Source organism: Pseudoduganella aquatica (assembly GCF_009857595.1).
In the GTDB taxonomy this organism is placed as follows: Bacteria; Pseudomonadota; Gammaproteobacteria; order Burkholderiales; family Burkholderiaceae_D; genus Rugamonas; species Rugamonas aquatica_A.
Genome location: NZ_WWCU01000048.1, coordinates 14,613 through 38,988 on the forward strand (window position 1 = coordinate 14,613; position 24,376 = coordinate 38,988).

Below are 24,376 nucleotides of genomic sequence, written 5' to 3' on the forward strand. Positions count from 1 at the left end.
TTGATATTACTACAAGTGCGCTTGCCGGGGTAAGGCTTTACCACATCAGATCATCAGGAATCTTGAAGGCGGCGTAAGGATCGTCCTCATCGACTTCGGTGCTGGCCTGTTTCACGCGCACCACGATGGATTCGTCGCGCTCGGCGATCTTGTCGGCGATCACGCGCGGCACCAGTTCCACGGCGCCGTTCAGGCACACGATCACCAGGCGGCCGGCGACCAGGTGGGCCTGCACCTCGGGCGACACATAGATGCGCTCGATCTTGGTGCCGAAGGTGAAGTTGTAGGGCACGTCGCCCTTGCCCTTGTTCTGGCGGTTCTGCTGCACCATCTGCGCGATCTGCGCCTGAATGGCTTTCTGCGCGGCGGCCGCGTCGCGCTGGGCGTTCAGTTCGCGCGCGCGTTCGGCCTGCTTGCGCTGGATTTCCTGCGCGGCCAGGCGCGCCTCGTCCACGCTCTCGGTGCCGGTGCGGCGATCTTCCTTCTTCTGTTTGCTCTTGTCCTGGTTGACGACTTTGACCTTCTTCTTGTCCACCAGGCCGGCTTTGAGCAGTTGATCTGCCAATGAAACCATAATCTAAACTCCGTGCGAAAGACGCTAGCATAGCAAACCTTGGCGCCGTCCTTGACTTCCGCCGGGCCGGCACTAGGCTTAAAAGATCGGCTCTCTGCGGCATGACCATCCGCGACTGCTGTCGGACTGCCGACCTATCAGGAGGTATGTCATGGGCATACAGGAAAACAAGCAACTGGTCATGGAAGGTTATCGCCTGTTCCAGACCGGCGACATCCGCAAGCTGCTCGAGCGCTACCACGACGACGCCGAGTGGCTCAGTCCCGAATCCGAATTCGTACCCTTCGCCGGCTGTTTCCATGGCAAGGCCGAAATCGCGCAGTTCTTCCACAAGCTGGACGCGTCGGTGAAGGCGCTCAGCTTCGTACCGCAGCAGTTCATTGCCGAAGGGGATCAGGTAGTGGTGACCGGCACGGCCACCTGGATGGCCAGGAACACCGGCCGCAGCTACGACAGCCCCTGGGTCCACGTGTTCAACTTGCGCGACGGTAAGGTGGCGCGCTTCCAGTCCTATTACGACACCGCAGGCGCCGAACGCGCCCTGCACGCCGACCAGCCCGGCCAAGCCGCCAGCGCGGCGCAGCTGCACCACTAAACGCGTGCGGCCCTGCGGATGGGAAGCCATCCGCAGGGGCGCATATCGCCCGGTCTACATCAGCGCTTTTAGATCAGTACTTGTAGGTCAGGCCCAGCACGAAGGTACGGCCGGAGTGGACGTAGAGCAGCGTGTCGTTGCGCTGCAGGTCGCGGCCGTAGCGCAGCGGGGTGTCGGTCAGGTTCTGGCCTTCCAGGCTCACGCGCAGTTTCGGCGTGATGTTGTAGGACAGGCTGAAGTCGATATTGGTCGAACCGTCCACCACCGTGAAGTCATGCCCCGCCACGTCGCCCAGCACGTTCAGCAGATAGGCCGAACGGTGCGCCGCCGAGACCCGCGCGCTGAACTTCGGATCTTCGTAGAACAGCGTGATGTTGTGCGCGTTCGGCGACAGGCCGGTGAAGTTGGCGGTCTTGCTCAGCAACTCGTTGGCCGGCGTGTTCGGGTTGTCCACCCGGGTCACGTAGGTGATCTTCGAATCGACGTGGGTGTAGTTGGCCAGCAGGCCGAAGTTGTTCCAGCCGGCGGGCAGGAAGCTGAACGGCGCTTGCAGGTTCACTTCAAAGCCGTTCAACGGACCGCCCGGCGTGTTGACCTTGCGGCCCACGGTGACGATGGTGTCCGGCAGCGTCGGGCAGGCAGGGGTGCCGCCGGTGATGCTGCAGCCGCCGCCGATCAGCACGGAGTCAGGCAGGCCCAGCGAGGAGAACACGGCGCGCTCGGAGACGCCCTGGATGAAGGTGTTGATCTCCTTGCGGAAGTAGCCCACCGACAGCAGCGCGTTCTTGGCGTAGTACCACTCGGCCTGCAGGTCATAGGTGCGCGCGCGGATCGGGTCCAGGTTGGGATTGCCGATGGTGACCGACTGGTTCTGCGTGGACAGCGTAGCCGACGGCGCCAGGTCGGTGTACTCCGGACGCGACAGCGTCTTGCCGGCCGAGAAGCGCAGCAGCACGTCTTGCGGCAGCGAGGCGGTCACGTTCAGCGCCGGCAGCACGTCGCGGTATTTGTGTTCCACCGTGGCCGGCGTGAGCACGCCGTTGGCGTTGATCAGCGCGAACGAGGTGGCCTTGGTTTCCGCACCGCGCACGCCCACATTGCCGCGCAGGCCGACCGGGCCGACGTCGTACTTGAAGTCGACCGAACCGTACAGCGCGTTGATGCCCTCTTCCACGCCGCGGTTGGCCTGGCCCAGCAGGTTGTACTCGGACCCCGGCACTTTCGAGCAGTGGCATTCGATGTCGTAGATCTGGCGGAACTTGTCCAGGTCCACCGCCACCCACGAGGTGGGCACGCCGCTGCCGCCCAGGCCACGGCCGAAGCCGCTGATCTGGCGCGTGATGCTGGCCATGGTGGTGCCGGCCGGCAGCGCCAGGCCGTTGCCGCCCGAACCGATCTCCACGTTGGTCCAAGTGTTCTTGCGGTTCGACAGGCCGCCGCGCAGCGTAAGGTTGTCGTTCAGCTCGAAGCTGGCGTTGACGGCGTTGGTGCGCAGCTTGTTCTTGGTGTGCAGGTAGCGGCCCACGAACTGGCCGTGGAAGGTGCCGTCCGCTTCCTGCGGCGCGAAGGTGAACAGGCTGGGGTTGGCCACGTCCATGCCGAAGTTCAACGTCGGCACGTTGCGGTTGTTGCGGAAATCGAAGGAGAAGCCGTCCACGTTGGGCGTGTCGAACTGCACCGTGGCGCGCATCGGCTCGTCCAGGTCGGAGTTCGAGATGCCGGTCAGGAAGTCCACCTTGAGGCGGTCGGTGATCTCGCGGCTGCCGGACAGCACGTTCTGGCGGAACAAGGTGGTGTACTTGTCGAGCAGGCCTTCGGTGCGGATGTCCACCGCGTTGAACTTGCCGTAGTCCCAGCTGCCGTTGGCGTCGAAGTGCGCGTCCAGGATGGAAGACTGCGGCTTGCCGTTGGACTGGCCCAGCGTGCGGCCGAAGGAGATGGCGGAGATGTAGTTGTCGTAGCGGTCGTTGACGAACTTGCCGCCCATGAAGTCCAGGTTCAGTTCGGTCTTGGTGTCCGGACGCCATTGCGCGGACGCGGTGATGCCGGTGCGCTCGTAGTTGGTGAGCGAACGGCGGTAGCGCGGAATGCGCGGCGCGAAGGCGCCCGAGCCGGCGGCCGGGCTGGCCACGGTGCCGCCGTAGTTGTCCAGGCGGCCCATCACGTCGTTGTAGGCGGCCAGGTTGGAGGTGCGCGGCACGCCGGTGCCGCAGGCGGTGGCGGTGATGCCCTTGGACGGGGTGTTGACCGGGTTTTGCGGTGCATAGCCGAGCGGCGAGCAGAAGCCGCCGTCCTGGCTGGCGCTCAGCAGTTCAACTGCCTCGTAGCCCTCTTCCTGCACGGTACGCTTGGAATAAGCCACCGAGGCCAGCGCGCCTATCTTGCCGATCGGGGTTTCCCAGCGGTCCGAGTACAGCGCGGTCACGCGCGGCTCGGCCTTGCGCGACAGGCCGTTCCACGATTCCTGGCCGCCCAGGCTGAAGGTCTGGCCCTTGAAGTCGAAGGGGCGAGCGGTGCGCAAGTCGACAGTGGCGCCCAGCGAGCCTTCTTCCACGCTGGCCTCGGAAGTCTTGCGCACTTCCAGGCTGTTGAACAGCTCCGAGGCGAACACGGAAAAGTCGAAGCCGCGGCCGCGGTTAGTGCTGCCGTTGATATCGGAGGCGCCGGTTGCGGTCACGCCCTCGATGCCGTTGATGCGCACGCGCGTAAAGCCCGCGTTCAGGCCGCGCACGGTAATCTGCTTGCCCTCGCCGCCGTCGCCGCGCGTGAGCGATACGCCCGGCACGCGCTGCAGCGATTCGGCCAGGTTGGCGTCGGGGAACTTGGCGATGTCTTCCGCCTTGATCACGTCGACGATGCCGTCGCTGTTTTTCTTGGTGTTCAGCGCGCTGTTCAGGCTGGCGCGAAAGCCGGTCACGACCACCACGTTGTCGTCGGGCTTGTCCTTGGCGCTGTCCTGGGCCTGCGCTTGCAGCGAGGTGGCTAGCGAAAATACCGCCAGGGCGATCAAGGTGGGTTTCAAAGCGGGAAGATGAGGGGTGCTACTGTGCCGGCTAGTCATATTGCTTCCTTGTGATTTATTTGTTTGGAAATGAAGCGCGCGTCCCAACGCGATTTCGATCATATGCGGATTCATTTCGCCCGCAACACGGCCGGCACAAATAGTCACGGAGTTGAGCAACTGACTGGTCTGCTGATTGATCAGCTGATTGATTGGCTTCCCGTCAGGCGACCGTGGGCGCCCCTTGGTGGGGCCGGGCGTCGCGCGGAATGTCGATGACAAAGGTGGTGCCATCCTGTTGGTTGCTTGCCACAACGATGCTGCCGCCGTGCGCCTCGGCCACCTTGCGCGCGAACGGCAGGCCCACGCCCCAGCCCTGCGCCGCGTCCTTGGCGTGCGCGGCGCGGCGGTAGAGCTGGAAGATGCTCTCGCAGTCCTCGGGCGCGATGGGTTCGCCCTCGTTGTGCACCGCAATCTTGACGCGCTCGAACAGCACGCCGACAGACACTTGCACCGGCGCATCGGGGCGGCCGTACTTGATGGCGTTGCCGACCAGGTTCTCCACGGCGCGCCGCAGCGAATCGCGGCACCAGTGGCCGAGCAGCGGCTGCGGCGGCAGCTCCAGCTGCACGCGTCCGCCCGAAGCGATGGCGCCCGCCACTTCGCGCGCCAGCTCGGCCAGGTCGAATTCGCTGATGCGCAGGGCCAGCTTGCCGCAGCCGCCGAACACAATGCGGTCCAGCAGTTCGCGCGTCATGGTGTCGATCCGGGCCGCGCTGCGCAAAATGGTCTGGGCCAGCTGGCGCACGTCGTCGCTGCCGGCGATACGTTCGATCAGCTCGGCGGCCATGCGCGCGTTCGACAGCGGCGTGCGCAGGTCGTGCGTAATGGCCGCCACGAACTGCTCGCGCAGCGCCGCCTGCACGGCGGAAAAGGCATTGGCGCTGTCGCGCATCATATTGTCGATGCTGCTGGCGATCAGCGCGCGCTGCTGTAGATCGAGCGGCGTGCCCGCCTGCTCCATGCGGGCAAACAGCACGCGCTTGAACAGCTGCATTTCGTGGATCAGGGTGGTGATGTCGTAGGGCGTCAGGCGCGCGCGTTCGCCCCCATGCTCGGTGGCCAGGGACAGCAGGTCGCATATGGCATGCTCGCGCTCGCTTTCGGTCAGCAGCAGGGCCAGCGTATCGACAATGGCGGGCAGGGTATTGCCGAGGATGGAGATATGCAGCGGCACCGCCTTGCTCAACTCGGCCCGCACCGTGTCCATCCAGGCCCTCACCACCTCGTCGCGGCAATCCAGCAGGGCGCGCGTGGCCGGCGCCAGACCGGGCTGGCCAGGGTCCGTCGTGCCTGTCAGATTCGAAGCCATGAGCGAGTATAGCGCCGGGAACGGGCGGCCGACGCCCGCTTGAACCTGCGCGCCCGGCGTGCTGCGGCGCAGCACGCCGGCCTGCCGCCGCGATCAAATTGCAACGCAGGACAGGCCCCGATTGACCGTTGCCCGGCACAGGGGGATACTTGCTTATCGGATAGTGGTGATGGTCGAGGACATGACTGAACTGCATGCTTCACTCAAGTGCGCGCACAAATTCTCGCTGAACTGGGGCTACCTCAACGCGATCGCCAGCGGCGTGTCCGCCATCGACCTGGGCGCGCTGGCGCTGCGCAATCTGCACGACGCGCGCCAGTTCGTGCTGGAATACGGCTTCGACCTGGAACAGCCGGCCGCGCCCGCCGTGATCGCGCGCGCCCACCGCGAGGCGGTGGCCTTCATCGCCTGCACCTTCCTGGAGCCCGGACAGGAGGCGCTGATCCCGCATGAAGTGCGCAACCCGGACGATCCGCTGCAGCTGCTGGTGTACGCCTCGCGGCGCGGCATGCACGCGGACGCGCTGCGCATGTGGTCGTGCGCGGTGCTCAAGGTCATGCACGGCATCTTCTACATCGACAACAATCTCAAGCTGCGCCACTTCAACACCATCCGCGAGCAGGTGTTCGCCTCGCTGGACGAGGTGATACGCTGCGAGGACGGCCACTACTTCCTCACGCACGGCGACACCTGCTTGCCGCTGCTGCATTTCGACCGCAAGAACAACAAGGGCCGCAACAGCATCCTGCTCAAGCTGCTGCAGAAGGCGGCCTACCTGGCGGCGGACGTGTACGACCACCTGGGCGTGCGCATGATCTTCAACACCCGCTTCGAATGCCTGCTGGCCCTGCAAACCCTGCAGCGCGCGCACCTGCTGTCGGTGACCAATGTCGATTCGCAGCGCACCCGCAACACGCTGCTGGACATGGAGGCGGCCAAGGAGGTGTTCTGCAAATACCGGCCCATGCTGGAGCGCAGCGAGCAGTATCCGGCCCAGCTGCTGCTGCGCATGGACGACGAGCTGCTGGCGCGCTCGGAGCAGCAGACCCGGAGCGACAATCCGCACAGCGGCGAAGGCTTCAGCAGCATCCAGGTGACGGTGCGCAAGATGATACATCTGCACGCCGACGACGCAGGCGGCAGCAGCCTGCCCATCTTCGCCGCGCAGGACGCAGCCGCGCAAGAATCGGTGGAGCCCGACTACGACGTGGGTTTCTTCTTCGAGTACGAGATCCAGCTGATGGACAAGGCCAGCCATGACCTCAGCCTGAGCGGCCCCGCCAGCCACGAAGCCTACAAGCGGCGGCAAGTGGAGACGGCGCGCACGCGCGTGTTCGGCCGCGAACTGCTGCGCTGGATGGAGAGCCACGATGCCGCCGTCATGGCCTGATCCGGCCCGCCTGGCGGCCCGTTGCCGCGTGGCCCTGGCCGCGCTGGTCTGCCTGGCCGGCCCGGCGCACGCCGGCCCGCTGGTGCTGCGCACGGCGGCGCAGGACAACAACACCCTCAAGTACGAACTGCGCGCCAAGCGCAAGGGCATCTGCGTGGACGTGATCAAGGCGCTGGAACGAACCGACCCCGCGCTGCACTTCAGCGGCTGGACCCAGCCCATGTCGCTGCCGCGCATCGAATCGGCGCTGGCGGAAGGCCAGCTGGACGCGTTTTGCGCGCTGATACGCACCAGCGCGCGCGAAGCCAGGTTCGGCTTCATCGACATTCCGGTCTACACCGTGCGCCACACCATCGCCGTGCGCGCCGACGACCAGGTGGTGGTCAATTCGCTGGACGACATCCGCAAGCTGGGACCGGACAACGTGATCATCGTCTCCAAAGGCACGGCGCACGAGAGCAAGCTGCAGCATGAGAAGGGGCTGCGCGTAGACGCCACCAGCCGCGACACCGACGTCAATCTGCGCAAGCTGCTCAACAAGCGCGGCCGCTTCTACTATCACACGGAGAGTGCGCTGCGGCGCTATATCGCAGACGAACAGTTAAAGGGCATGATAAGGCTATTGCCCACCGTGTTCAGCGAGGAGACTCTGTATTTCGCTGTGTCACCTTCGCTGCCGCCTCCCGCCACCGAGCAGCTGCGGCAGGCGCTACGCAAGCTGGCCGAGCGCGGCGAGCTGCAAAAAATCTACGCCAGCTACAAGGAAGACTAAGCATGCGCGTCCTGCTTCCATGCGCCGTCCCGGCCACGCTGCTGGCTACTGCGCTGCTGGCGCTGGCGCCGCAGGCGAGCGCGGGTCCGGTTGCGGGAGCCGGCGCGGAGGCACCGCCGCTGGTCATGTGCTACGAAGACGTGGCGCAGCGCCCCTGGACCACGCCGGACAACAACGGCCTCACCTTCGAGCTGTTGCGGCGCGTGGAGAAACAACTGGGCGAACGCTTTGTATATGCCGCCAAACCCTGGCGGCGCTGCCTGGAGGAGCTGCGCACAGGCACGGTGGATGCGGTGATCGCCGCCGCCGACAGCAAACTGCGCCGCAGCTTCGCCGCCTACCCGCTGCTGCCCGACGGCAGAGCCGACCCGGCGCGCGCCCTGTTCACGGATACCGTGAACGTGTTCCTGCGCGTGGGCGGCAGCGGCAGCTGGGACGGCCAGACCCTGGCCGCGCCCAAGCAGGAGGTGGCGGTGCAATCCGGCTACCTGGTTGCCTCGGTACTGCGCGAGCGCGGCTTCGTCACGCGCGAATTGGTCAAGTCGGCCGACGACGGCCTGCGCCTGCTGGCCAGCGGCATGTTCGACGTCGCCGTCCTGCAGGGAATGGAGGCGGGCCGCCTGGCGCGCAGCGACGCGCGCTTCCGCGACCGGGTGGTGCAGGCCGCGCCGCCTTACCGGGTGGTGGAGTTCCACCTGATCTTCAACCTCGCCGCTTACCGCAGCGCACCGCAGCGCGCGGAAGCCATCTGGCGCGCCATCGCCGCCGCGCGCAAATCGGCCGAATACCGCCAGCTGGCCAGCGAGGCGGGCGTGGCCGAGCCGCCTTAGCGCGGGCGGAGAGCAGCACGGTTTACTTTTTTTGCAACTCCGTGCTATTTCTTGGATACAATAGCCATCCATGACCGCATATCCATCACGGCCTTGATCGACGGCCGGCTCTCGCTCACCACGCCGGAAGGCACCCGCCTGCTGCTCACGCCGGCGGGACCGGCGCCGCGCGCCTGGGCCTGGGCGCTGGACGTGTCGCTCTGGCTGGCCTTCATGCTGGCGGCCACCTTGTTGCTGCGCGGCCCGCGCATGGCGCAGGGCGTGCTGGCGGTGCTGGCCTTCGTCAGCTACTGGGGCTATCCAGTCATCTGCGAAGTCTATTTCCAGGGCCAGACCGTGGGCAAGCGCGCGCTCGGCCTGCAGGTCCGGCGCGACAACGGCCTGCCGGTGGGCTGGCGCGAATCGATGCTGCGCAACCTGCTGCTGGTGGCAGACTTCCTGCCGCTGGCCTACGCCACCGGCCTGGCCTGCATGCTGTACGACCGCCAGTTCCGCCGCCTGGGCGACATCGTGGCCGGCACGCTGGTGGTGTACCGCGACAAGCCTCCCGCCCGCCCCGCTGCCGCCGCGCGCGATGCGGCGCCGCTGCCCCCGCCCTTCCCGCTCACCTCTGCGCAGCAGCGCGCCCTGGCCGACCTGTTCGAGCGCGAACAGGGCTTGCCGCAGGCGCGGCTGGAGGAGCTGGGCGACGTCGCCGAACCACTCACCGGGACAACCGGCGCGGCCTCCCTGGAGCGCTTGCGCTCCTATGCGGCGGGCCTGAAGCAATGAGCGCGCGGCCATGAAACAGACCCAGTTCGAACAGCAGCACGCGCCCCTGTGGGAAGCGGTCGACGCCATCCTGCAAAACCGCTCCGAAGATTCGGCCGCCCTGCCCGCGCTGTACCGCCGGCTGTGCCAGTGCCTGGCGCTGGCCGGCCAGCGCGGCTACTCGCCGGCGCTGACCGACTACCTGCAGGCGCAGGCGGCGGCCTGCCATTTGCGCCTGTACGGCGCGGCGGCCGAGCGTCCGCGCGCGCTGATGGAATGGCTGCTGGTGGACTTTCCGCGCCGCGTGCGCGCCGAGTGGCGCTTGCTGCTGCTGGCGGCGCTGGCCGTGTTCGGCGTGGCGCTCGCCCTGGGCCTGCTGGTGTGGCAGCACCCCTACTGGGCGCACAGCTTCATCGACCCCGAGCAGCTGGACAAATACCGCCGCATGTACCGGCCCGGCCGCATCGACCTGGGGCGCGGCCAGGAGGGCGACCTGCAGATGTTCGGCCACTACATCTGGAACAACGTATCGATCTGCTTCCGCACCTTCGCCGGCGGCATTTTCGGCGGCCTGCCTTCGCTGCTCAGCCTCGCCTTCAACGGCATGCACATGGGCGTGATCGCCAGCTGGCTCAGCATGGACCCGCTCACGCGCATCAATTTCTGGTCCTTCGTGGTCACCCATTCCAGCTTCGAAATCACCGGCCTGGTGCTGGCCGGCCTGTCCGGCATGCGCCTCGGCCTGGCGCTGATCGCCCCCGGCCGCCTGAGCCGGCGCCACGCGCTGCACGCCAGCAGCCGCGCCATGTTCCCGGTGATTACCGGCGCGGCGGTGCTGACCCTGCTGGCGGCCTTCGTGGAAGCCTTCTGGTCCGCCAGCGCGGCCATACCGCCGCAGGTGAAGTTCGCCGTGGGCGGCGTGTGCTGGACGGCGGTGATCGCCTTCTTCCTGCTTGCGGGCCGCCGCCGTGGAGCGCCGCATGCGGATTGACCAGTTGCGCATCGCGCTGCGTCCGCGCCCGGCGCCGCAGGCGCTGGACCTGGGCTTCGCGCTGCTGCGCGCACACGCCGGGCCGGTGTACAAGACCTGGCTCGCGCTGTGGCTGCCCCTGTGCGCGCTGTCCGTTGCCATGATCTTCATGCTGCCGGACTACACGCTGCTATGGATGCTGCTGCCCTGGTGGCTGCGGCCGCTGCTGGAGCGCGGCCCGCTGTATGTGCTGTCGCGCCAGGTATTCGGCGAAGACGTGAGCTGGCGCCAGGCGCTGCGGGCCTGGCCTCGGCAGCTGGGCGGCGGCTGGGTGCGGCAATTGACCTGGTGGCGCCTTGCCATGCCGGGGCGCGGCTTGTACCAGCCGGTCTGGCAGCTCGAACAGGCGCGCGGCGCGGCCGCGAGCGAGCGCCGCGCCGCCCTGGGCCGCAACGGCACCGGCGCCGCCGCCTACCGCTTCGGCCTGGCCTGCGCCCACTTCGAAGGGGTGCTGAACTTCGGCATGATGGCGCTGGTGGGCCTGTTCCTCAGCGACACCACCATGAATCCGCTGGCCTTCCTGAGCAAAGGTCCGCACAGCACGCTGGTGGACATGCTGGCCATGGTGTTCTACGGCGTGGCTGGCGGCGTGATGGGTCCCATCTATACGGCTTGCTGCTTCACGCTCTACCTGAACCGCCGCGCCACGCTGGAGGCCTGGGACATTGAAATCACGCTGCGCCAGATCCAGGCGCCGGCCGCGCGCCACCAGCCGCAGGCCGGCCATGCAAAGCCGCTGCTGCTGGCCGCGCTGGCCTGCATCGCCGCCGTGCTGATGGCGGCGGCTCCGGCGCCCCGCGCCGAAGCGCTGCAGCCGGCCGCACCCGCACCCGCGCCGGGCGGCGTGCAATGCGCGCGTCCCAAGCAGTTGCCTGACGTGGTGGGCAAGCACGCGCCGCCTCACAGCGTGGAACAGGCGCTGCTGCGCAAGGAGCTGCGCCAGCTCTACAACAGCGACGACCTGCGCGGCTATAAATGCGAGGACAGCTGGCACCTGAAGGATTTCAAGGCGGCCAAGCCCGAGAAGCCGCCCAGGATGCCCGACCTGAGCGCGCTGGCCTTTGCCATCAAGCTGGTGCTGATCGCCAGCGGCGTGATGCTGGTGGCATGGCTGCTGCACCGCTATCGCGGCAAGTTCGCATGGCTTCTGCCTGCGCCAGAGGTGCTGGCGGCGACCGAAATCGCGGGGCTGGACATCCGTGCCGAAAGCCTGCCGCCCGACGTGGCGGACGCCGTGCGCAACCTGTGGGAACGCGGCGAGCGCCGCGCCGCGCTGGCCTTGCTGTACCGCGCCACGCTGTCACGCCTGGTGCAGCAGGACGGCTTGCTGCTGGCGCAAGGCGCCACCGAGGGCGACTGCCTGCGGCTGGCGCAGCAAGCCGCCCTGCCGCCTGCCCGCTACGCCATCGCCGCCACCGCCACCACGCTGTGGCTGAACGGCGCGTATGGCGCGCGCTGGCCGGACAGCGCAGCGCTCTATGCCGCCTGCGACGCATGGCGCGCGCAATTTGATGCGGTGGCCGTTCCGGCTACCGCGCCAGCCGGGGAGCTGCCATGAGCGCGCGCCAAGGTGTAGGCAGAAGCACCAGCCGCGCGCTGATCGCGCTGGCCTGCGCGGCCGCCCTAGGGGGCTGCGTGTGGCTGTGGTACGCCGTCATGGAACGCTCGCCGGCTGCGGTCAACTACGTCTCGCCGCTGGCCATCAGCAATCCCATGCTGGCGGCCGGCACGCTGCTCAAGCAGCACGGCTACACGGTCAGCGTGGAGCAGCGCCTGAGCGGCGCTCGCCTGGCCAGCCTGCCCGGTGGCACGCTGATCCTGGCGGACAACACCGGCCAGGTCGATCCGGTACAGGCGGAGCAGCTGATGGACTGGGTCCGGCGCGGCAACACCCTGCTGATGCAGCCCAAGTGGGTGCCGGTGCGGCCCGGCGGCAGCGACAAGGCGGACCGCCTCGATCCGCGCAAGCGCGTGATTCCGCTGACCGAGCCCGACCCGCTGGGCAAGCGCTTCGGCGTGGGCCTGAGCTACCGCAGCAAGCTGCGCGCCGATTGCGACCATCCCGGCGCCCCGCCGCCGGACGCCGAAGCGGAAGGCGACGAGGAAGACGAGGACATGGAGGAGGACGACAGCGACGGCAGCGGCGCGGAAGAAGTCCCGGCGCCCAAGAAAGAGCTGCGCCAGCTCACCTGCGTCACCCTGCCCGGCGGCGCCTACCCGCTCGCGCTGGACACCGGCACCGAGGTGCTATACCCGCTGCATGCCCGCATCACGCCGCTGTGGAGCGATGCCGACGGCGCCTCGGTGCGCGTGTACGGCGAGGGCAAAGGCCATGTGGTCATGGTGTCGGACAACTACTTCAACAACCAGCGCCTGCCCCGCTACGACCACGCCGAGCTGCTGCTTGGCCTGGCAGGCCTGAACCAGCAGGGCCGCAATGTGATGCTGGTGCTGCATGCCGACGCGTCGCCGTGGTACGCGCTGCTGTGGCAGGCCGCATGGATGCCGCTCACCGCGCTGGCGCTGCTGCTTGCGCTGCTGCTGTGGCGCGCGGCGCGCCGCTTCGGCCCCATGCTGCCGGACCCGTCCACCGAACGCCGCGCCCTGCTCGAACATATCGAAGCGAGCGGCAACTGGCTGTGGCGCGCCGCCGGCGGCCGCGACACGCTGCTGGCCGCCGCGCGGCAAGAAACCCTGGCGCTGCTGCGGCGCCGCGCTCCGGAACTGCAGCAGCTCGGCGCGGACGAACAGGCGGCCCGCCTGGCGCGCCTGTGCAGCGCCCCGCTGGCTGACATGCGCAGCGCGCTGCACGGCCCCGCCGCGTCCCAACCGGCCGCGTTCACGCGCCAGATCCAGCTACTCCAACAAGTGAGAAACCTATATGAGCGAAAACAGTAGCGACAACAACCCACAACCCTCCGCCGAGGACGGCGGCAGCGCCATTGGCGCCGAGCGCCTGCAGCAGGCGCTGGACATCGTGCGCCGCATGGGCGAGGAAATCCGCCGCGCCGTGGTGGGCCAACAGGAAGTGATAGACGAGGTGCTAGCCTGCATGCTGGCAGGCGGCCACGTGCTGGTGGAAGGCGTGCCCGGGCTGGGCAAGACACTGCTGGTGCGCGCGCTGGCCAAGACCTTCGCCGGCCAGTTCTCGCGCATCCAGTTCACGCCCGACCTGATGCCGGCCGACGTGATGGGCCACGCCGTGTTCGACCTGAAGAACCAGACCTTCAGCGTGCGCAAGGGCCCCGTGTTCGCCAACCTGCTGCTGGCCGACGAGATCAACCGCGCGCCCGCCAAGACGCAATCCGCGCTGCTGGAGGCGATGCAGGAAAGCCAGGTGACCATAGAAGGCGAAGCGCACGCGCTGGCGCCGCCCTTCATGGTGCTGGCGACGCAGAATCCGCTGGAAAACGAGGGCACGTATCCGCTGCCGGAAGCGCAGCTGGACCGCTTCCTGATCAAGGTGCGCATCGGCTACCCGAGCGAGAACGAGGAGCAGGCCATGCTGCAGTCGGTCACGCGCAACCGCGTGGGCGACGGCCTGGACGTGGCCGCCGTGGCCACGCTGGTCAAGCCTGAAACGGTGCTGGCGCTGCAGCAGCTGGTGGCGCGCATCCGGGTGGACGACAGCGTGGCCAACTACGCCGTGCGCCTGGTGCGCGCCACGCGCGACTGGCCGGGCATCGCCATCGGCGCCGGGCCGCGCGGCAGCATCGCGCTGGTGCGCATGGCGCGCGCGATGGCCCTGCTGGCCGGGCGCGACTACGTCACGCCGGACGACATCAAGCTGGCCAGCCTGCCGGTGCTGCGCCACCGCGTCGCCATCTCGCCGGAAAGCGAACTCGATGGCCTGAACAGCGACCACCTGCTGGCGGCGCTGGTGCAGCAGATCGCCGCGCCGCGCGCATGACACCAGCGCGCCGCCTGCTGCAACTGCTGCTGGCCTGGGCCGCGCTCGGCGCCGCCGCTTCCGTCCCTGCGCTGGCCGGCACCGCCTGGCCGCTGTCCGCCCTGTGGTGGCTGGCCGGCGCCGCCCTGCTGGCCGCCGCGCTGGTGGACGCCTGGCACACGCTGCGCCCGCCGCCGTTGCGGCTGGAGCGCCAGCTGCCCGGCGTGCTGCCGGTGGAGCTGTGGCACGCCGTCACGCTGACGGTTCACAACCTCGGCACGCGCCCGCTGCGCCTGGACCTGTTCGACGGCTACCCGGCCGCCTGGGCGCTGGAAGGCATGCCGCATGCCTGCACCGTCGCCGGCGGCGGCTTTGCCTCCGTGGTCTACCGCGTCAAGCCGGACCAGCGCGGCAACGCGCGCTTCAGCCAGCCGCATGTGCGCGTCAGCTCACCCTGGGGCCTGTGGCAGCGCACGCGCCGCATCGGCCCCGAGCAGACGGTGAAGGTGTTCCCCGATTATTCCCGCCTGCTGGGCCAGACCCTGCAGGCGACCGAACGCCGCGCGCCGGCGGCCGGCGCCATCCGCAAGCGGCGGCGCGGCGAAGGCACGGACTTCCGCCAGCTGCGCGAGTATCGCCAGGGCGACAGCCTGCGCTCGATAGACTGGAAGGCCACGGCGCGCCAGCGCAAGCCCATCGCACGCGAGTACCAGGAGGAGCGCGACCAGCAGGTGGTGTTCCTGCTCGACTGCGGCCGCCGCATGCTGGCGCGCGACCACGATGGCGCGGACCGCAGCAGCCATTTCGACCACGCGCTGCAAGCCGTGCTGACGCTGGGCTTCGTGGCGCAGAAACAGGGCGATTCGGTGGGATTGATGACCTTCGGCGGGGCCAGCGCGGGCGCCGGCGGGCGCTGGCTGGCGCCGGCCAAGGGCCGCGCCGGTTTCGACCGCCTGCTGGCGGGCGTGTATGATGTGCAGCCGGATGAAACCGCGCCCGACTACACGCAAGCGGCGGGCGCACTGATGAACAAGTTGAGCAAGCGCGCCTTCGTGGTGCTGATCACCAATCTGCGCGACGAGGACGACCAGGCCATGCGCAGCGCCTGCGAGCTGCTCGGCACGCGCCACATGGTGCTGTGCGCCAGCCTGCGCGAACAGGCGCTGGACCGCGCCGTAGCGGCGCCGGTGGCCGGCTTCCAGGACGCGCTGCGCCAGCCTGCCGCCATGCTTTACCTGCAGCAGCGCCGCGAAGCCATACGGCGCCTAGGGCTGCGCGCGAACGCCCTGGTGGACGTGGCGCCCGGCCAGCTCAGCGCCGCATTGATCGGGCGCTACCTGGAGATCAAGGAGAGCGGGCAGCTCTGAGTGCCCGCTTTGCAAGCGCGCTTACAGGCCCTGGCTGGCGGACCTGGCCTGCGCCTTCTGCACATAGCTCTGGTAGGCAGGAATGGTGACGGCGGCCATCAGGCCGATAATGCCCACCATGAACAGGACCGGGAACACCAGCCCGACGATCTTGATCAGCAGGGTATTCGGCGACGGCGCCGGCCCGAAGTCGTTGTCGCCCTCGTCGCCGCGCGCGAAGACCAGGTACAGCGAGACGATGAAGTTCACCAGCGGCACCCACAGCAGCAGCGAAAACCAGCCGCTGCGGTTGACGTCGTTGAAGCGGCGCTTGGCCAGCACAAAGCTGAGCACCAGCAGCGGCAGGTAGAGCAAGGTGCTGATGGCGACGATGGCGTCCTGGTTGCTCGACAGGATACCGGCCGCGCCCAGCACGCCCATGAGGATGGTGACCGGGATCATATTGGCCAGGGAAGCGGCGAACAGGTAAGCCATGTAGCGCAGACGGCCTATGCGGCCGCGCCAGGCGAACAGCTTGGGCTCATAGGTCTGGTCTTTGCCCGGCGCCAGGCCGGACAGGTCGGCGCTGGGCGCCGAATATGGATTGGGGGTGTTCACGGCGTATGCTCCCATGGTTTATTAAATTATTAATTACGCAATACTACTGGATTTATAAGGAAAAGCGGCAATGGATCCACAACAATTCGTCTACTTCTTCAGCGCCCTGCTGTCGCTGGGCGCCGCGCTGCTGATGGCGCTGGTGCTGTTCGACCGCCTGGCGCCGATGACGGCGGCGCGCGCCGGCATTGCGCTGGAGCGGCTGCGCTCCGGCCTGCGCCTGCGCCAGGCCGGCGTGCCCGGCTTCGCCATGCCCTACCTGGAAGGCGGCAAGGGAGAAACGCTGGTGCTGCTGCACGGCTTTGCCGGCGACAAGGACAACTTTACCCGCATCGCGCGTTTTCTCACGCCGCATTACCGCGTGATCGCGCCGGACCTGCCGGGCTTTGGCGACGCGGGCCGCGACCCGCAGGCGGGCTACGGCATCGCCGAACAGGCCGAACGCCTGCGCGCGCTGCTGGACCAGATTGCGCCGGGCCGCGTCCACCTGGGCGGCAACTCCATGGGCGGCTTTATCGCCGCGCAGTTTGCCGCCGCCTACCCGGAACGCGTGGCCAGCCTGTGGCTGCTGGACGCGGCGGGCACGGAAGCGTCGCATAGTTCGGAAGTGCTGAAGCGCTACGAAGCCAGCGGCGACATGCCGCTGCTGGTGCGCGAAGAGCAGGAATACGGCGCGCTGGTGGACGCCTGCACGCAGGAGCGCCCTTTCCTGCCGCATTCCGTGCTCACCGCGCTGGGCCGCCGCGCCGTGGCGGACTTCCCGCTGCACACGGCCATCATGCAGCAGGTGGCGGCGTCGCCATTGCTGCAGCCGCAGCCGCAGTACGCCGCGCTGCCGGCGCTGGTGGTGTGGGGCGAGCAGGACGGGATATTGCACCCGTCCGGCGCCGCCGCCTTCGGCCAGCTGTTCCCGCGCAGCCGCGTGGTGATGATGCCGGGCGTGGGCCATTTGCCGATGGTGGAAGAACCACGGCGCACCGCGCAGGATTACCTCGAGTTCCGGCGCGGCTCGGCGTAAACGGCGGGTTACGGCGCGGCGCGCCTAACCCGCCCTACCGGTCGGTGACCGTAAACTCGCCAAACTCCTTGAGCTGCTCGGCCACTGCGGCCTTGTCGCCCACCACCACGATGGATTGCGTCTCGGGCGAGAAGTACTTCTTGCCCATGTCGCGCACCTGCTCCGCGCTCACCTTCTGGATCTTGGGCACAAAGCTGCCCAGCGTTTCCGGCGGCAGGCCCACCAGCCAGTTGTTGGCCAGCGTGCCCGCCACCGCGCCCTGCAGCTGGTTCGTGACCAGGTAGGTGCCCGCCACGTAGCGCTTGTTCATGCTCAGTTCCTCGTCGCCCACCAGCTCCGTGCCCAGCTTGCGGTATTCCTTGAAATACTCGCCCAGCGCGGCGCCGGTCACTTCGTTGCGCACGTCCGCGCCGCCGATGATGGCGCCGCCGTTGCGGCTCATGCGCGCGCCGGCCGAGGCGCCGTAGGTGTAGCCCTTCTCTTCGCGCAGGTTAAGGTTGACGCGGCTGCTGAAGCCGCCGCCCAGGATGGTGCTGGCCAGGCGCAGCGGCACGTAGTCCTCCACGCTGGCGGCGGTGCCGGGGCGGCCCAGGCGCAGCGTGGACTGCACGCTGCCGGCGCGCTCGAGCAGCAGGCGCTGCGGCGGCATGGCCGCTGCGGCGGCAGGGGTGTCCGGCAGCGCAGGGCCGGTCGACTTCCAGCTGCCGAAGGCCGCTTCGGCCAGCTTCATGGCGTCCGCTTCCTTGATGCGGCCGGTGATCACCAGCAGGCTGCGCTCGGGACGGAAGCGCTTGGCGTGTTCGGCCCGCAGCAGGGCCGCGTCGACCGAGGTGATGGCTTCGGCGGTGGCGGTGGTGCGGCCGTATGGGTGGTCGCCATAGACCACGCGCGAGATGGCGCGCTCGGCGCGGAAGGACGGACGCGCTTCGGCCGCCTTCAGCGCCTGCAGGGCGTTGGTCTTGGCCAGCTGCACTTCGGCGTCGGGGAAGGACGGCTCGCGCGCCACTTCGGCCAGCAGCGCGGCCATGGGCGCCGCGCTGGAAGCGAGCGCGTTGCCGTACACGGTGATGCCGTCGTTGCTGGTGCCGGCGCCCACGCTGCCGCCCATGCCCTGCGCCGCTTCGGCCACCGCGCGCGAGCTGCGCTTGGTGGTGCCTTCGTTGAGCAGGTTGGCCAGCAGGCTGGCGAAGGCCGGGTGCTGCGCGTCGTCGGCAGCGTAGCCGGCGCCGCGCACGGCCAGCACAAAGTCCACGCGCGGCAGGCCGGTGCGCGGCACCACCCACACTTCCAGGCCGTTGGCCAGCGTCTTGCGGGCGATCTTGGGCACGGGCAGGGGCTTGTCCGCGCCGTAGGCGGGCACCGGCGAGGCGGCGGGGGCGGCGGTCTGGGCGTGCAGCACGGGAGCGCACAGCGTGGAGATGGCCACGGCCAGTATCAGTTTCTTCATGGTGCGGTCCTTATTTGTTGGCGGCTGGGGCGGCGGCGGCAGGTGCGGCGGGCGGGGCTTTCGGCGCCGGCTTGCGGTCGATCACGGTGCGGTTGGCCTTGGTCAGATAGGTGGCCGCCACGCGCTGCACGTCCGCCGATGTCACGCCTTCGATCCAGCCCGGAATCTTGTTCACCACCTTGGCGTCGCCCCACAGGGTTTGCAGCTTGGCCAGCGTGTCGGCGCGGTTGATATAGCTTTCCAGCTTGTTGTACCACTGGGCCAGCATGGCGGTCTTCACGCGCTGCAGCGAGGCCGCGTCCACGCCGTCCTTGGCCACCTTCGCGATTTCCTCGTCCATGGCCGCCAGCACCGCGTCGGCGCTGCTGGTGGGCTTGTACATGCTGAACACGGTGAACAGGGTCGGGCCGTCGTATTCCCAAGGTCCGGTCAGGCCGTACAGCGGCGACAGGTTGAGCGACAGCTCGCGGCCCTTCACCAGCCCCAGATAGAGGCGCGAGGCGTCGCCGCCGGCCAGCAGCTCGCCCAGCACCGCCATCGGCGCCTGGTCCTTGCTGCCGCGCGCGGGCATCTTCCATGCCGCCGCCAAGGCCGGCACCTGGGCCAGCGCGTCGCTCTGCTCGACGCGCTTCTCGGCCGTGTTCAGGCCTTCGCTGAAATCGCCGAAGGCGGGCGTGGGGCGCTTGGGTATGGCGCCGAAGTACTTCTGGGCCAGCGCGTAGCCCTGCTGCGGCGTCACGTCGCCTGCGATGGCCAGCACCGCGTTGTTGGGGCCGTAGTAGTCGCGGTGGAAGGCGCGCACGTCGTCCAGGCTGGCGCCTTCCAGGTCCTTGAAGCTGCCGTAGCCGTCGTGGTTGTTTTCCCACTTCTGGAAGGCGTGCTGGCCTATGTCGATCCACATGAAGCCGCCGTAAGGCTGGTTCTTCACGTTGACGCGGATTTCCTCCTTCACCACGTCCTGCTGGTTCTTCAGGGTTTTCTCGTTGAAGTCCAGGGTCTTCATGCGGTCCGCTTCCAGCCACAGGATGGCGTCCAGCGCGGAGGCGGGGGCGGTCTCGATGTAGTTGGTGAAGTCGGCCCGGGTGGAGCCGTTGTTGTTGCCGCCGCCGCCGGTGATGGTCTTGTCGAACACGCCCTTGGGCGCGTTCGGCGTGCCCTGGAACATCAGGTGCTCGAACAGGTGCGCGAAACCGGTGCGGTTCTGCGGCTCCAGCCGCATGCCCACCTTGTACACCACGCTCACGCCCACGGTGGGCGAGCTGTGGTCTTCGGTGACGATGACGGTCAGGCCGTTGTCCAGCTTCTTGACGTGGACCGGCACGTCCCAGCGGTCGGCACTGGCCGCTTGCGCGGACAGCGACAGCATGGCGGCGGCCAGCAGGACGGGAATTTGGCGCATGCGCATAAGGTAAACCTTTCTAATGAGGGTGGAGCGTCCGGCGTTTTGCCGAACCTGCAATTTTGCCTGTTGCACAGCAAAAGATACTCACCAATTATTGCAAGCGCCATCTTTTTTTTTTGAGTTAAGATGGGTTCACATCCACAACGTTGGGAGGTGTGTCCATGAAACGACGGCTGATGCTACTGACTCTCGCTACCACCCTGCTGCTGGCGCAACTGCCGGCCCGCGCCGCGGAACGCGGCAATGCCGACGAAGCGATGGCCATGGCGAAAAAAGCCATCGCCTACCTGAAGGCGCACGGCAAGGAGAAGGCCTTCGCCGAGATCAACGACCCGCGCGGCCAGTTCACCGACCGCGACCTGTACGTGGTGGTGTACGACCTGAACGGCAAAAACCTGGCGCACGGCCAGAACCCGCGCATGATAGGCAAGGACCTGATCGACATCCGCGACGGCGACGGCAAGTACTATATGCGCGAGCGCCTCGAGATCGCCAAGACCAAGGGCAAGGGCTGGCAGGACTACAAATTCCTCGACCCGCTGACCAAGAAGATCGAGCCGAAATCGATGTATATCGAGAAGGTGGACGACCTGATCATCGGCTGCGGCATTTACAAGCCGCAGTAAGCCGCCGCCCCCGCCGGCGCCTCGCAAGCCGTGACAGGCTGCGGCTTTGCAGGTAACATGTCTGGTCAGCAACAACCACACCTCATACCTATGTTACTGGCCAAGAACGGGGGCTGCGAGTGGCAGCGCTAAACGACGTCGCGCACTGGCGCGGCCAGATCTTTACGCGCATCCTGCAGTTCGTCCTGGGGCTGGGCGTGATCACGGCGGTGCCCAGCATGCTGCTCAGCATCGCCGAGAACCTGTGGTCGGTGGTGGTGCTGGACGTGGCGGCGCTGGTCTGGATCTTCGGCATCCTGCGCCTGACCAGCGTGAGCTTCCGCACCCGGGTGCTGAACTTCCTGGCCGTCACCTTCATCTTCGGCGTGGGCCTGCTGGTGAAAGTGGGGCCGGTCAGCCAGATCTACCTGATGGCCGTGCCGGTGCTGGCCGCGCTGCTACTGGGCCTGCGCGCCGGTCTGTGGGCGCTGGCCATCGACAGCGCCGCGCTGCTGGTGATCGGCTTCTACACCAACACCATCCCCGACCTGCAGGGACTGGAGCTGGCGGCCTTCCTCAAGTGGTCCGTGATCACTTCCAACTACCTGTTCATCACCGCGGTGCTGACGCTGTCGTGCGGCGTGCTGCTGCAGCGGCTGGAAAAGTCCATCGGCGACCTGCGCGCCACCGCCGCCTCGCTGGAGCAGGGGCAGCAGGAGCTGACCGCGCTGAACGCCGAGCTGCGCCTGACCGCCGCCGCCGTGGCGCGCCTGAACGACATGGTCAGCATCGCCGAAGTGGCGGGCACCGAGCAGCGCATCATCTTCGTCAACCGTGCCTTCGAGCGGCGCAGCGGCTACAACCGCGACAGCATGCTGGGCGGCAGCCTGCGCCTGCTGCAGGGGCCGGACACGGCCACCGGCACGCTGGACCGCATCAACCAGGCCATGGCGCGCAGCGAGGCGGTGCGCGCCGAGCTGCTCAACTACACCCGCTACGGCGAACCGTACTGGGTGGAGCGCGAGCTGGTGCCCATCTCCGACGAGGGCGGCAACAACACCCACTGGGTGGCGGTGGAGCGCGACATCACCGAGCGCAAAAAATCCGAGGACGACATCCACCGCCTGGCCTACTTCGACGTGCTGACCGGCCTGCCCAACCGGCGCCTGCTAATGGACCGCATCGACAAGCTGCTGGCCAGCTCGGAGCGCAACAGCCAGTACAGCGCGGTGATGTTCATCGACCTGGACAACTTCAAATACATCAACGACGCGCGCGGCCACGCCACCGGCGACGCGCTGCTGAAGAACGCTGCGGCGCGCCTGGCGCAGCTGATGCGCAAGGCCGACACGGTGGCGCGCATCGGCGGCGACGAGTTCGTGGTGCTGCTGGCCCACCTGAGCGGCGTGCACGCCACGGCGGCGCACGCGGCGCTGGTGGTGGCCGAGAAGATCCGCGTGGCCATCGCCGAGGACTTCGTGATCGACGGCCAGACCTACAGCAGCTCGGCCAGCATCGGCGTGACGCTGCTGCCCAAGGGCGAGCAGAGCGCGCAGGACCTGCTGCGCGAGGCCGACATCGCCATGTACCGCGCCAAGGCGGACGGGCGCAACGGCATCGCCTTCTTCGAGGCGGCCATGCAGGCCGAGGTGGAGCAGCGCCTGAACCTGGAGCGCGACCTGGCCGCCGCCATCGACAACCGCGAGCTGGCCATGCACTACCAGCCACAGGTCGACCGCGACGGCGCCATTATCGGCGCCGAGCTGCTGATGCGCTGGCAGCGCGCGGACGGCAGCTGGGTGTCGCCGGCGCTGTTCATTCCGCTGGCCGAGGAATCGGGCCAGATCCTGGCGCTGGGCGCCTGGGCCATGCGCCAGGCTTGCGAGGCGGTGCTGCAACTGCTGGCGGCGGGCCACCGGCTGCCGCTGTCGGTCAACGTCAGCCCGAGCCAGTTCCGCCAGCCGCTGTTCGTGGAGCAGGTGCGCACGCTGCTGGCCGAAACCGGCGCGCCGGCCGAGCTGCTGATCTTTGAAGTGACCGAAGGGCTGCTGGTGGAAAAACTGGAGGACACGGTGCTGCGCATGCGCCAGCTGGCCGCGCTGGGCATCCGCTTCTCGATCGACGATTTCGGCACCGGCTATTCCAGCCTGGCCTACCTGAAAAAAATGCCGCTGTACGAGCTGAAGATCGACCGCAGCTTCATCCAGGACACGCCGGCCGACGCCTCGGTCACGGCCATCGTGCAGACCATCCTGGCGATGGCGCACCACCTGGGGCTGAAGGTGGTGGCCGAGGGCGTGGAGACGCAGGCCCAGGCCGACTTCCTCGTCAACAACGACTGCCACGGCCTGCAAGGCTATCTGTACGCCCGCCCCGCCCCGCTGGACGCGCTGCTGGCGCGGCTGGGCGGCTAGGCCAGAAGGCCCTGAACCGCTTGCAGTACTTCGGGCTCCAGTTGGCGCGACTGCTTCGCCAGATTGAGCTGTTTCGCCGTCGATGCGACTTCCAGCATGCCCGGCTCCAGCTTGTAGCTGCCTTTCGCCAGCAGCCAGCGCAGCACATCTGCCAAGTGCCACAGCGAGGAGCTGCCTTCATGTATCGGCGTCGGGAAGGTAGCAGCATTATTCATGGCGAGCTTGCGCATATTTTGGCGCGATACACCCACGACGTCGGCAATATCGGTTAGACCTACGAAGTCCGGACCGGCCTCAATCAGCCTGGCCGAGGGGATGGCGCGCTTGACGTCGGCAAGGGCGCTTGTCAGGGCAATGTATGCGCTGTCCGCTTCGCGCGTGAACTCAAGCGCAACCCGGCCTGGCTGGCCGATCCCAACTAATGCATCGTCGCACCCCGCCTCGCCCAGGCGTTCAAGCAGTTCATCATGGTTCGCATCATCCACGTGCAGTTGGTATTTGAGCCTAAAAATAAAGTCCATTAGTGTTGCCTCTTGTTCCGGGCGCAATTATCGACCACACGCCTCAAAGCCTTCGCATGACTGCCGGGATTTTTCGGAGTACTCCATACCGACGCAATGCAAAATTCGCCGCAACGGCAAGTCTCATCGTTATAGGGACAATACATCTTTCCCCAGGCATGGCTTTTCTTGGGATGCGACACACGAGCCATCATGCTCTCCGGGTTCACATAGCACGGCCAGAGGTTGTCACATGACAACCATTGAATACATTATAGTGCAATCTCAAAAAGTCGCGCATCCTGCCCTGCGTCCGCTATCATGAGTGATCCTCGCAACCTTTTGCATCCAATGGAATTGATTGTTGTTACGGTGTGCCTGCTGGCTGCCGCTCTTGCCTACTCGCTGCGCGCCGCCGGCACCAAGCCGGTCAAGGGCAGCGATTTCTACGTCGTCTCGCGCGACGGGCGCGTGCTGCGCAACCGGGGGCCGCAAGTGAAGTGCCTGCGCGCGCTGGCCTTGCCGGAAGGGCTGCGCGTCACGCTCAGCAACGGCAGCCGCACCGGCCAGTTCTTCGTCCACGACCTGGTGGCCGAGGCGCACCTGCCCAACCCGAAAGGCCGCAGCAGCGTGCGCCACAAGGACGGCAACAAGCGCAACAACGCCGTAGACAATCTGGAATGGTATTAGGAATTGCTAGGGAAGCACTGATTAATTCATCGGACGCCGTTCCCTGCGGCAGTCCAACCTGAGACAATAACGGCACCCCCACTGTCCGCCATCGACCATGCAAAAGAGCTTTTCCGACCTTGAATATGCTGCC

Annotated in this window: 22 protein-coding genes; 14 read left to right on the forward strand and 8 right to left on the reverse strand. The window is 67.3% G+C overall.

Features of this window, described 5'->3' with window-relative positions; translation table 11 throughout:
- Positions 1-37: 37 nt before the first annotated feature.
- Positions 38-574, reverse strand: coding sequence for a DUF2058 domain-containing protein (locus tag GTP77_RS26640; RefSeq protein ID WP_161075184.1), 537 nt, complete (start codon positions 572-574; stop codon positions 38-40).
- Positions 575-725: 151 nt separating this feature from the next.
- Here GTP77_RS26640 and GTP77_RS26645 point away from each other — a divergent pair, with 151 nt between their 5' ends.
- Positions 726-1,169, forward strand: coding sequence for a nuclear transport factor 2 family protein (locus tag GTP77_RS26645; RefSeq protein ID WP_161075185.1), 444 nt, complete (start codon positions 726-728; stop codon positions 1,167-1,169).
- Positions 1,170-1,242: 73 nt separating this feature from the next.
- On the opposite strand, the gene GTP77_RS26650 is transcribed toward GTP77_RS26645, so the two are convergent.
- A complete protein-coding gene (locus GTP77_RS26650) occupies positions 1,243-4,179 on the reverse strand; it encodes a TonB-dependent receptor (protein WP_161075186.1) in 2,937 nt (978 codons plus the stop codon).
- Positions 4,180-4,393: 214 nt separating this feature from the next.
- A complete protein-coding gene (locus GTP77_RS26655) occupies positions 4,394-5,617 on the reverse strand; it encodes a sensor histidine kinase (protein WP_161075187.1) in 1,224 nt (407 codons plus the stop codon).
- A gap of 106 nt (positions 5,618-5,723) precedes the next feature.
- Here GTP77_RS26655 and GTP77_RS26660 point away from each other — a divergent pair, with 106 nt between their 5' ends.
- From GTP77_RS26660 to GTP77_RS26700, 9 genes are read left to right on the forward strand one after another with little or no spacing between them, the layout of a single operon-like run.
- A complete protein-coding gene (locus GTP77_RS26660) occupies positions 5,724-6,932 on the forward strand; it encodes a TIGR04552 family protein (RefSeq protein WP_161075188.1) in 1,209 nt (402 codons plus the stop codon).
- On the forward strand, positions 6,913-7,704 hold the full coding sequence (locus tag GTP77_RS26665; RefSeq protein WP_161075189.1) for a substrate-binding periplasmic protein: 792 nt from the start codon (positions 6,913-6,915) through the stop codon (positions 7,702-7,704). The genes GTP77_RS26660 and GTP77_RS26665 overlap by 20 nt, the downstream gene beginning before the upstream one ends.
- A 2-nt stretch (positions 7,705-7,706) precedes the next feature.
- A complete protein-coding gene (locus tag GTP77_RS26670; RefSeq protein ID WP_161075190.1) occupies positions 7,707-8,534 on the forward strand; it encodes a type 2 periplasmic-binding domain-containing protein in 828 nt (275 codons plus the stop codon).
- A gap of 51 nt (positions 8,535-8,585) precedes the next feature.
- Complete coding sequence (locus GTP77_RS26675) at positions 8,586-9,305, forward strand: RDD family protein (RefSeq protein WP_161075191.1); 720 nt, start codon at positions 8,586-8,588, stop codon at positions 9,303-9,305.
- Between the two features lie 10 nt (positions 9,306-9,315).
- The gene (locus GTP77_RS26680; RefSeq protein WP_161075192.1) at positions 9,316-10,275 is read left to right on the forward strand and encodes a stage II sporulation protein M; all 960 of its coding nucleotides are present in this window, start codon (positions 9,316-9,318) and stop codon (positions 10,273-10,275) included.
- Positions 10,265-11,872 carry a hypothetical protein gene (locus GTP77_RS26685; RefSeq protein ID WP_161075193.1) on the forward strand — a complete coding sequence of 536 codons (1,608 nt, stop codon included), beginning with the start codon at positions 10,265-10,267 and terminating at the stop codon, positions 11,870-11,872. The genes GTP77_RS26680 and GTP77_RS26685 overlap by 11 nt, the downstream gene beginning before the upstream one ends.
- Positions 11,869-13,212, forward strand: a complete 1,344-nt coding sequence (locus GTP77_RS26690) for a DUF4350 domain-containing protein (protein WP_161075194.1) — start codon at positions 11,869-11,871, stop codon at positions 13,210-13,212. Before GTP77_RS26685 ends, GTP77_RS26690 begins: the two co-directional genes overlap by 4 nt.
- A complete protein-coding gene (locus GTP77_RS26695; RefSeq protein ID WP_161075195.1) occupies positions 13,196-14,224 on the forward strand; it encodes an AAA family ATPase in 1,029 nt (342 codons plus the stop codon). The genes GTP77_RS26690 and GTP77_RS26695 overlap by 17 nt, the downstream gene beginning before the upstream one ends.
- On the forward strand, positions 14,221-15,570 hold the full coding sequence (locus GTP77_RS26700; RefSeq protein WP_161075196.1) for a DUF58 domain-containing protein: 1,350 nt from the start codon (positions 14,221-14,223) through the stop codon (positions 15,568-15,570). Before GTP77_RS26695 ends, GTP77_RS26700 begins: the two co-directional genes overlap by 4 nt.
- A gap of 21 nt (positions 15,571-15,591) precedes the next feature.
- On the opposite strand, the gene GTP77_RS26705 is transcribed toward GTP77_RS26700, so the two are convergent.
- Positions 15,592-16,167: a DUF805 domain-containing protein gene (locus GTP77_RS26705; RefSeq protein ID WP_161075197.1), complete on the reverse strand. Its 576-nt coding sequence runs from the start codon at positions 16,165-16,167 to the stop codon at positions 15,592-15,594.
- 70 nt (positions 16,168-16,237) lie between these two features.
- Here GTP77_RS26705 and GTP77_RS26710 point away from each other — a divergent pair, with 70 nt between their 5' ends.
- Complete coding sequence (locus tag GTP77_RS26710) at positions 16,238-17,185, forward strand: alpha/beta fold hydrolase (protein ID WP_161075198.1); 948 nt, start codon at positions 16,238-16,240, stop codon at positions 17,183-17,185.
- A gap of 34 nt (positions 17,186-17,219) precedes the next feature.
- On the opposite strand, the gene GTP77_RS26715 is transcribed toward GTP77_RS26710, so the two are convergent.
- Together GTP77_RS26715 and GTP77_RS26720 are read right to left on the reverse strand one after the other, a co-directional pair.
- Positions 17,220-18,632, reverse strand: coding sequence for a M16 family metallopeptidase (locus GTP77_RS26715; protein WP_161075199.1), 1,413 nt, complete (start codon positions 18,630-18,632; stop codon positions 17,220-17,222).
- A 10-nt stretch (positions 18,633-18,642) separates the two neighbouring features.
- Complete coding sequence (locus tag GTP77_RS26720; protein ID WP_161075200.1) at positions 18,643-20,037, reverse strand: M16 family metallopeptidase; 1,395 nt, start codon at positions 20,035-20,037, stop codon at positions 18,643-18,645.
- A gap of 173 nt (positions 20,038-20,210) precedes the next feature.
- Between GTP77_RS26720 and GTP77_RS26725 the strand changes: the two genes are divergently transcribed.
- Together GTP77_RS26725 and GTP77_RS26730 are read left to right on the forward strand one after the other, a co-directional pair.
- Complete coding sequence (locus GTP77_RS26725) at positions 20,211-20,660, forward strand: cache domain-containing protein (protein WP_187358868.1); 450 nt, start codon at positions 20,211-20,213, stop codon at positions 20,658-20,660.
- A 119-nt stretch (positions 20,661-20,779) separates the two neighbouring features.
- A complete protein-coding gene (locus tag GTP77_RS26730) occupies positions 20,780-23,053 on the forward strand; it encodes a putative bifunctional diguanylate cyclase/phosphodiesterase (RefSeq protein ID WP_161075202.1) in 2,274 nt (757 codons plus the stop codon).
- Here GTP77_RS26730 and GTP77_RS26735 read toward each other — a convergent pair.
- Positions 23,050-23,574 (reverse strand): helix-turn-helix transcriptional regulator, encoded by a 525-nt coding sequence (locus tag GTP77_RS26735; protein WP_161075203.1) that lies wholly within the window; start codon positions 23,572-23,574, stop codon positions 23,050-23,052. The genes GTP77_RS26730 and GTP77_RS26735 overlap by 4 nt on opposite strands.
- Positions 23,574-23,765: a hypothetical protein gene (locus GTP77_RS31310; RefSeq protein WP_371869406.1), complete on the reverse strand. Its 192-nt coding sequence runs from the start codon at positions 23,763-23,765 to the stop codon at positions 23,574-23,576. The genes GTP77_RS26735 and GTP77_RS31310 overlap by 1 nt, the downstream gene beginning before the upstream one ends.
- Before the next feature lie 139 nt (positions 23,766-23,904).
- Between GTP77_RS31310 and GTP77_RS26740 the strand changes: the two genes are divergently transcribed.
- On the forward strand, positions 23,905-24,243 hold the full coding sequence (locus GTP77_RS26740) for an HNH endonuclease (RefSeq protein ID WP_161075204.1): 339 nt from the start codon (positions 23,905-23,907) through the stop codon (positions 24,241-24,243).
- Positions 24,244-24,376: the final 133 nt, after the last annotated feature.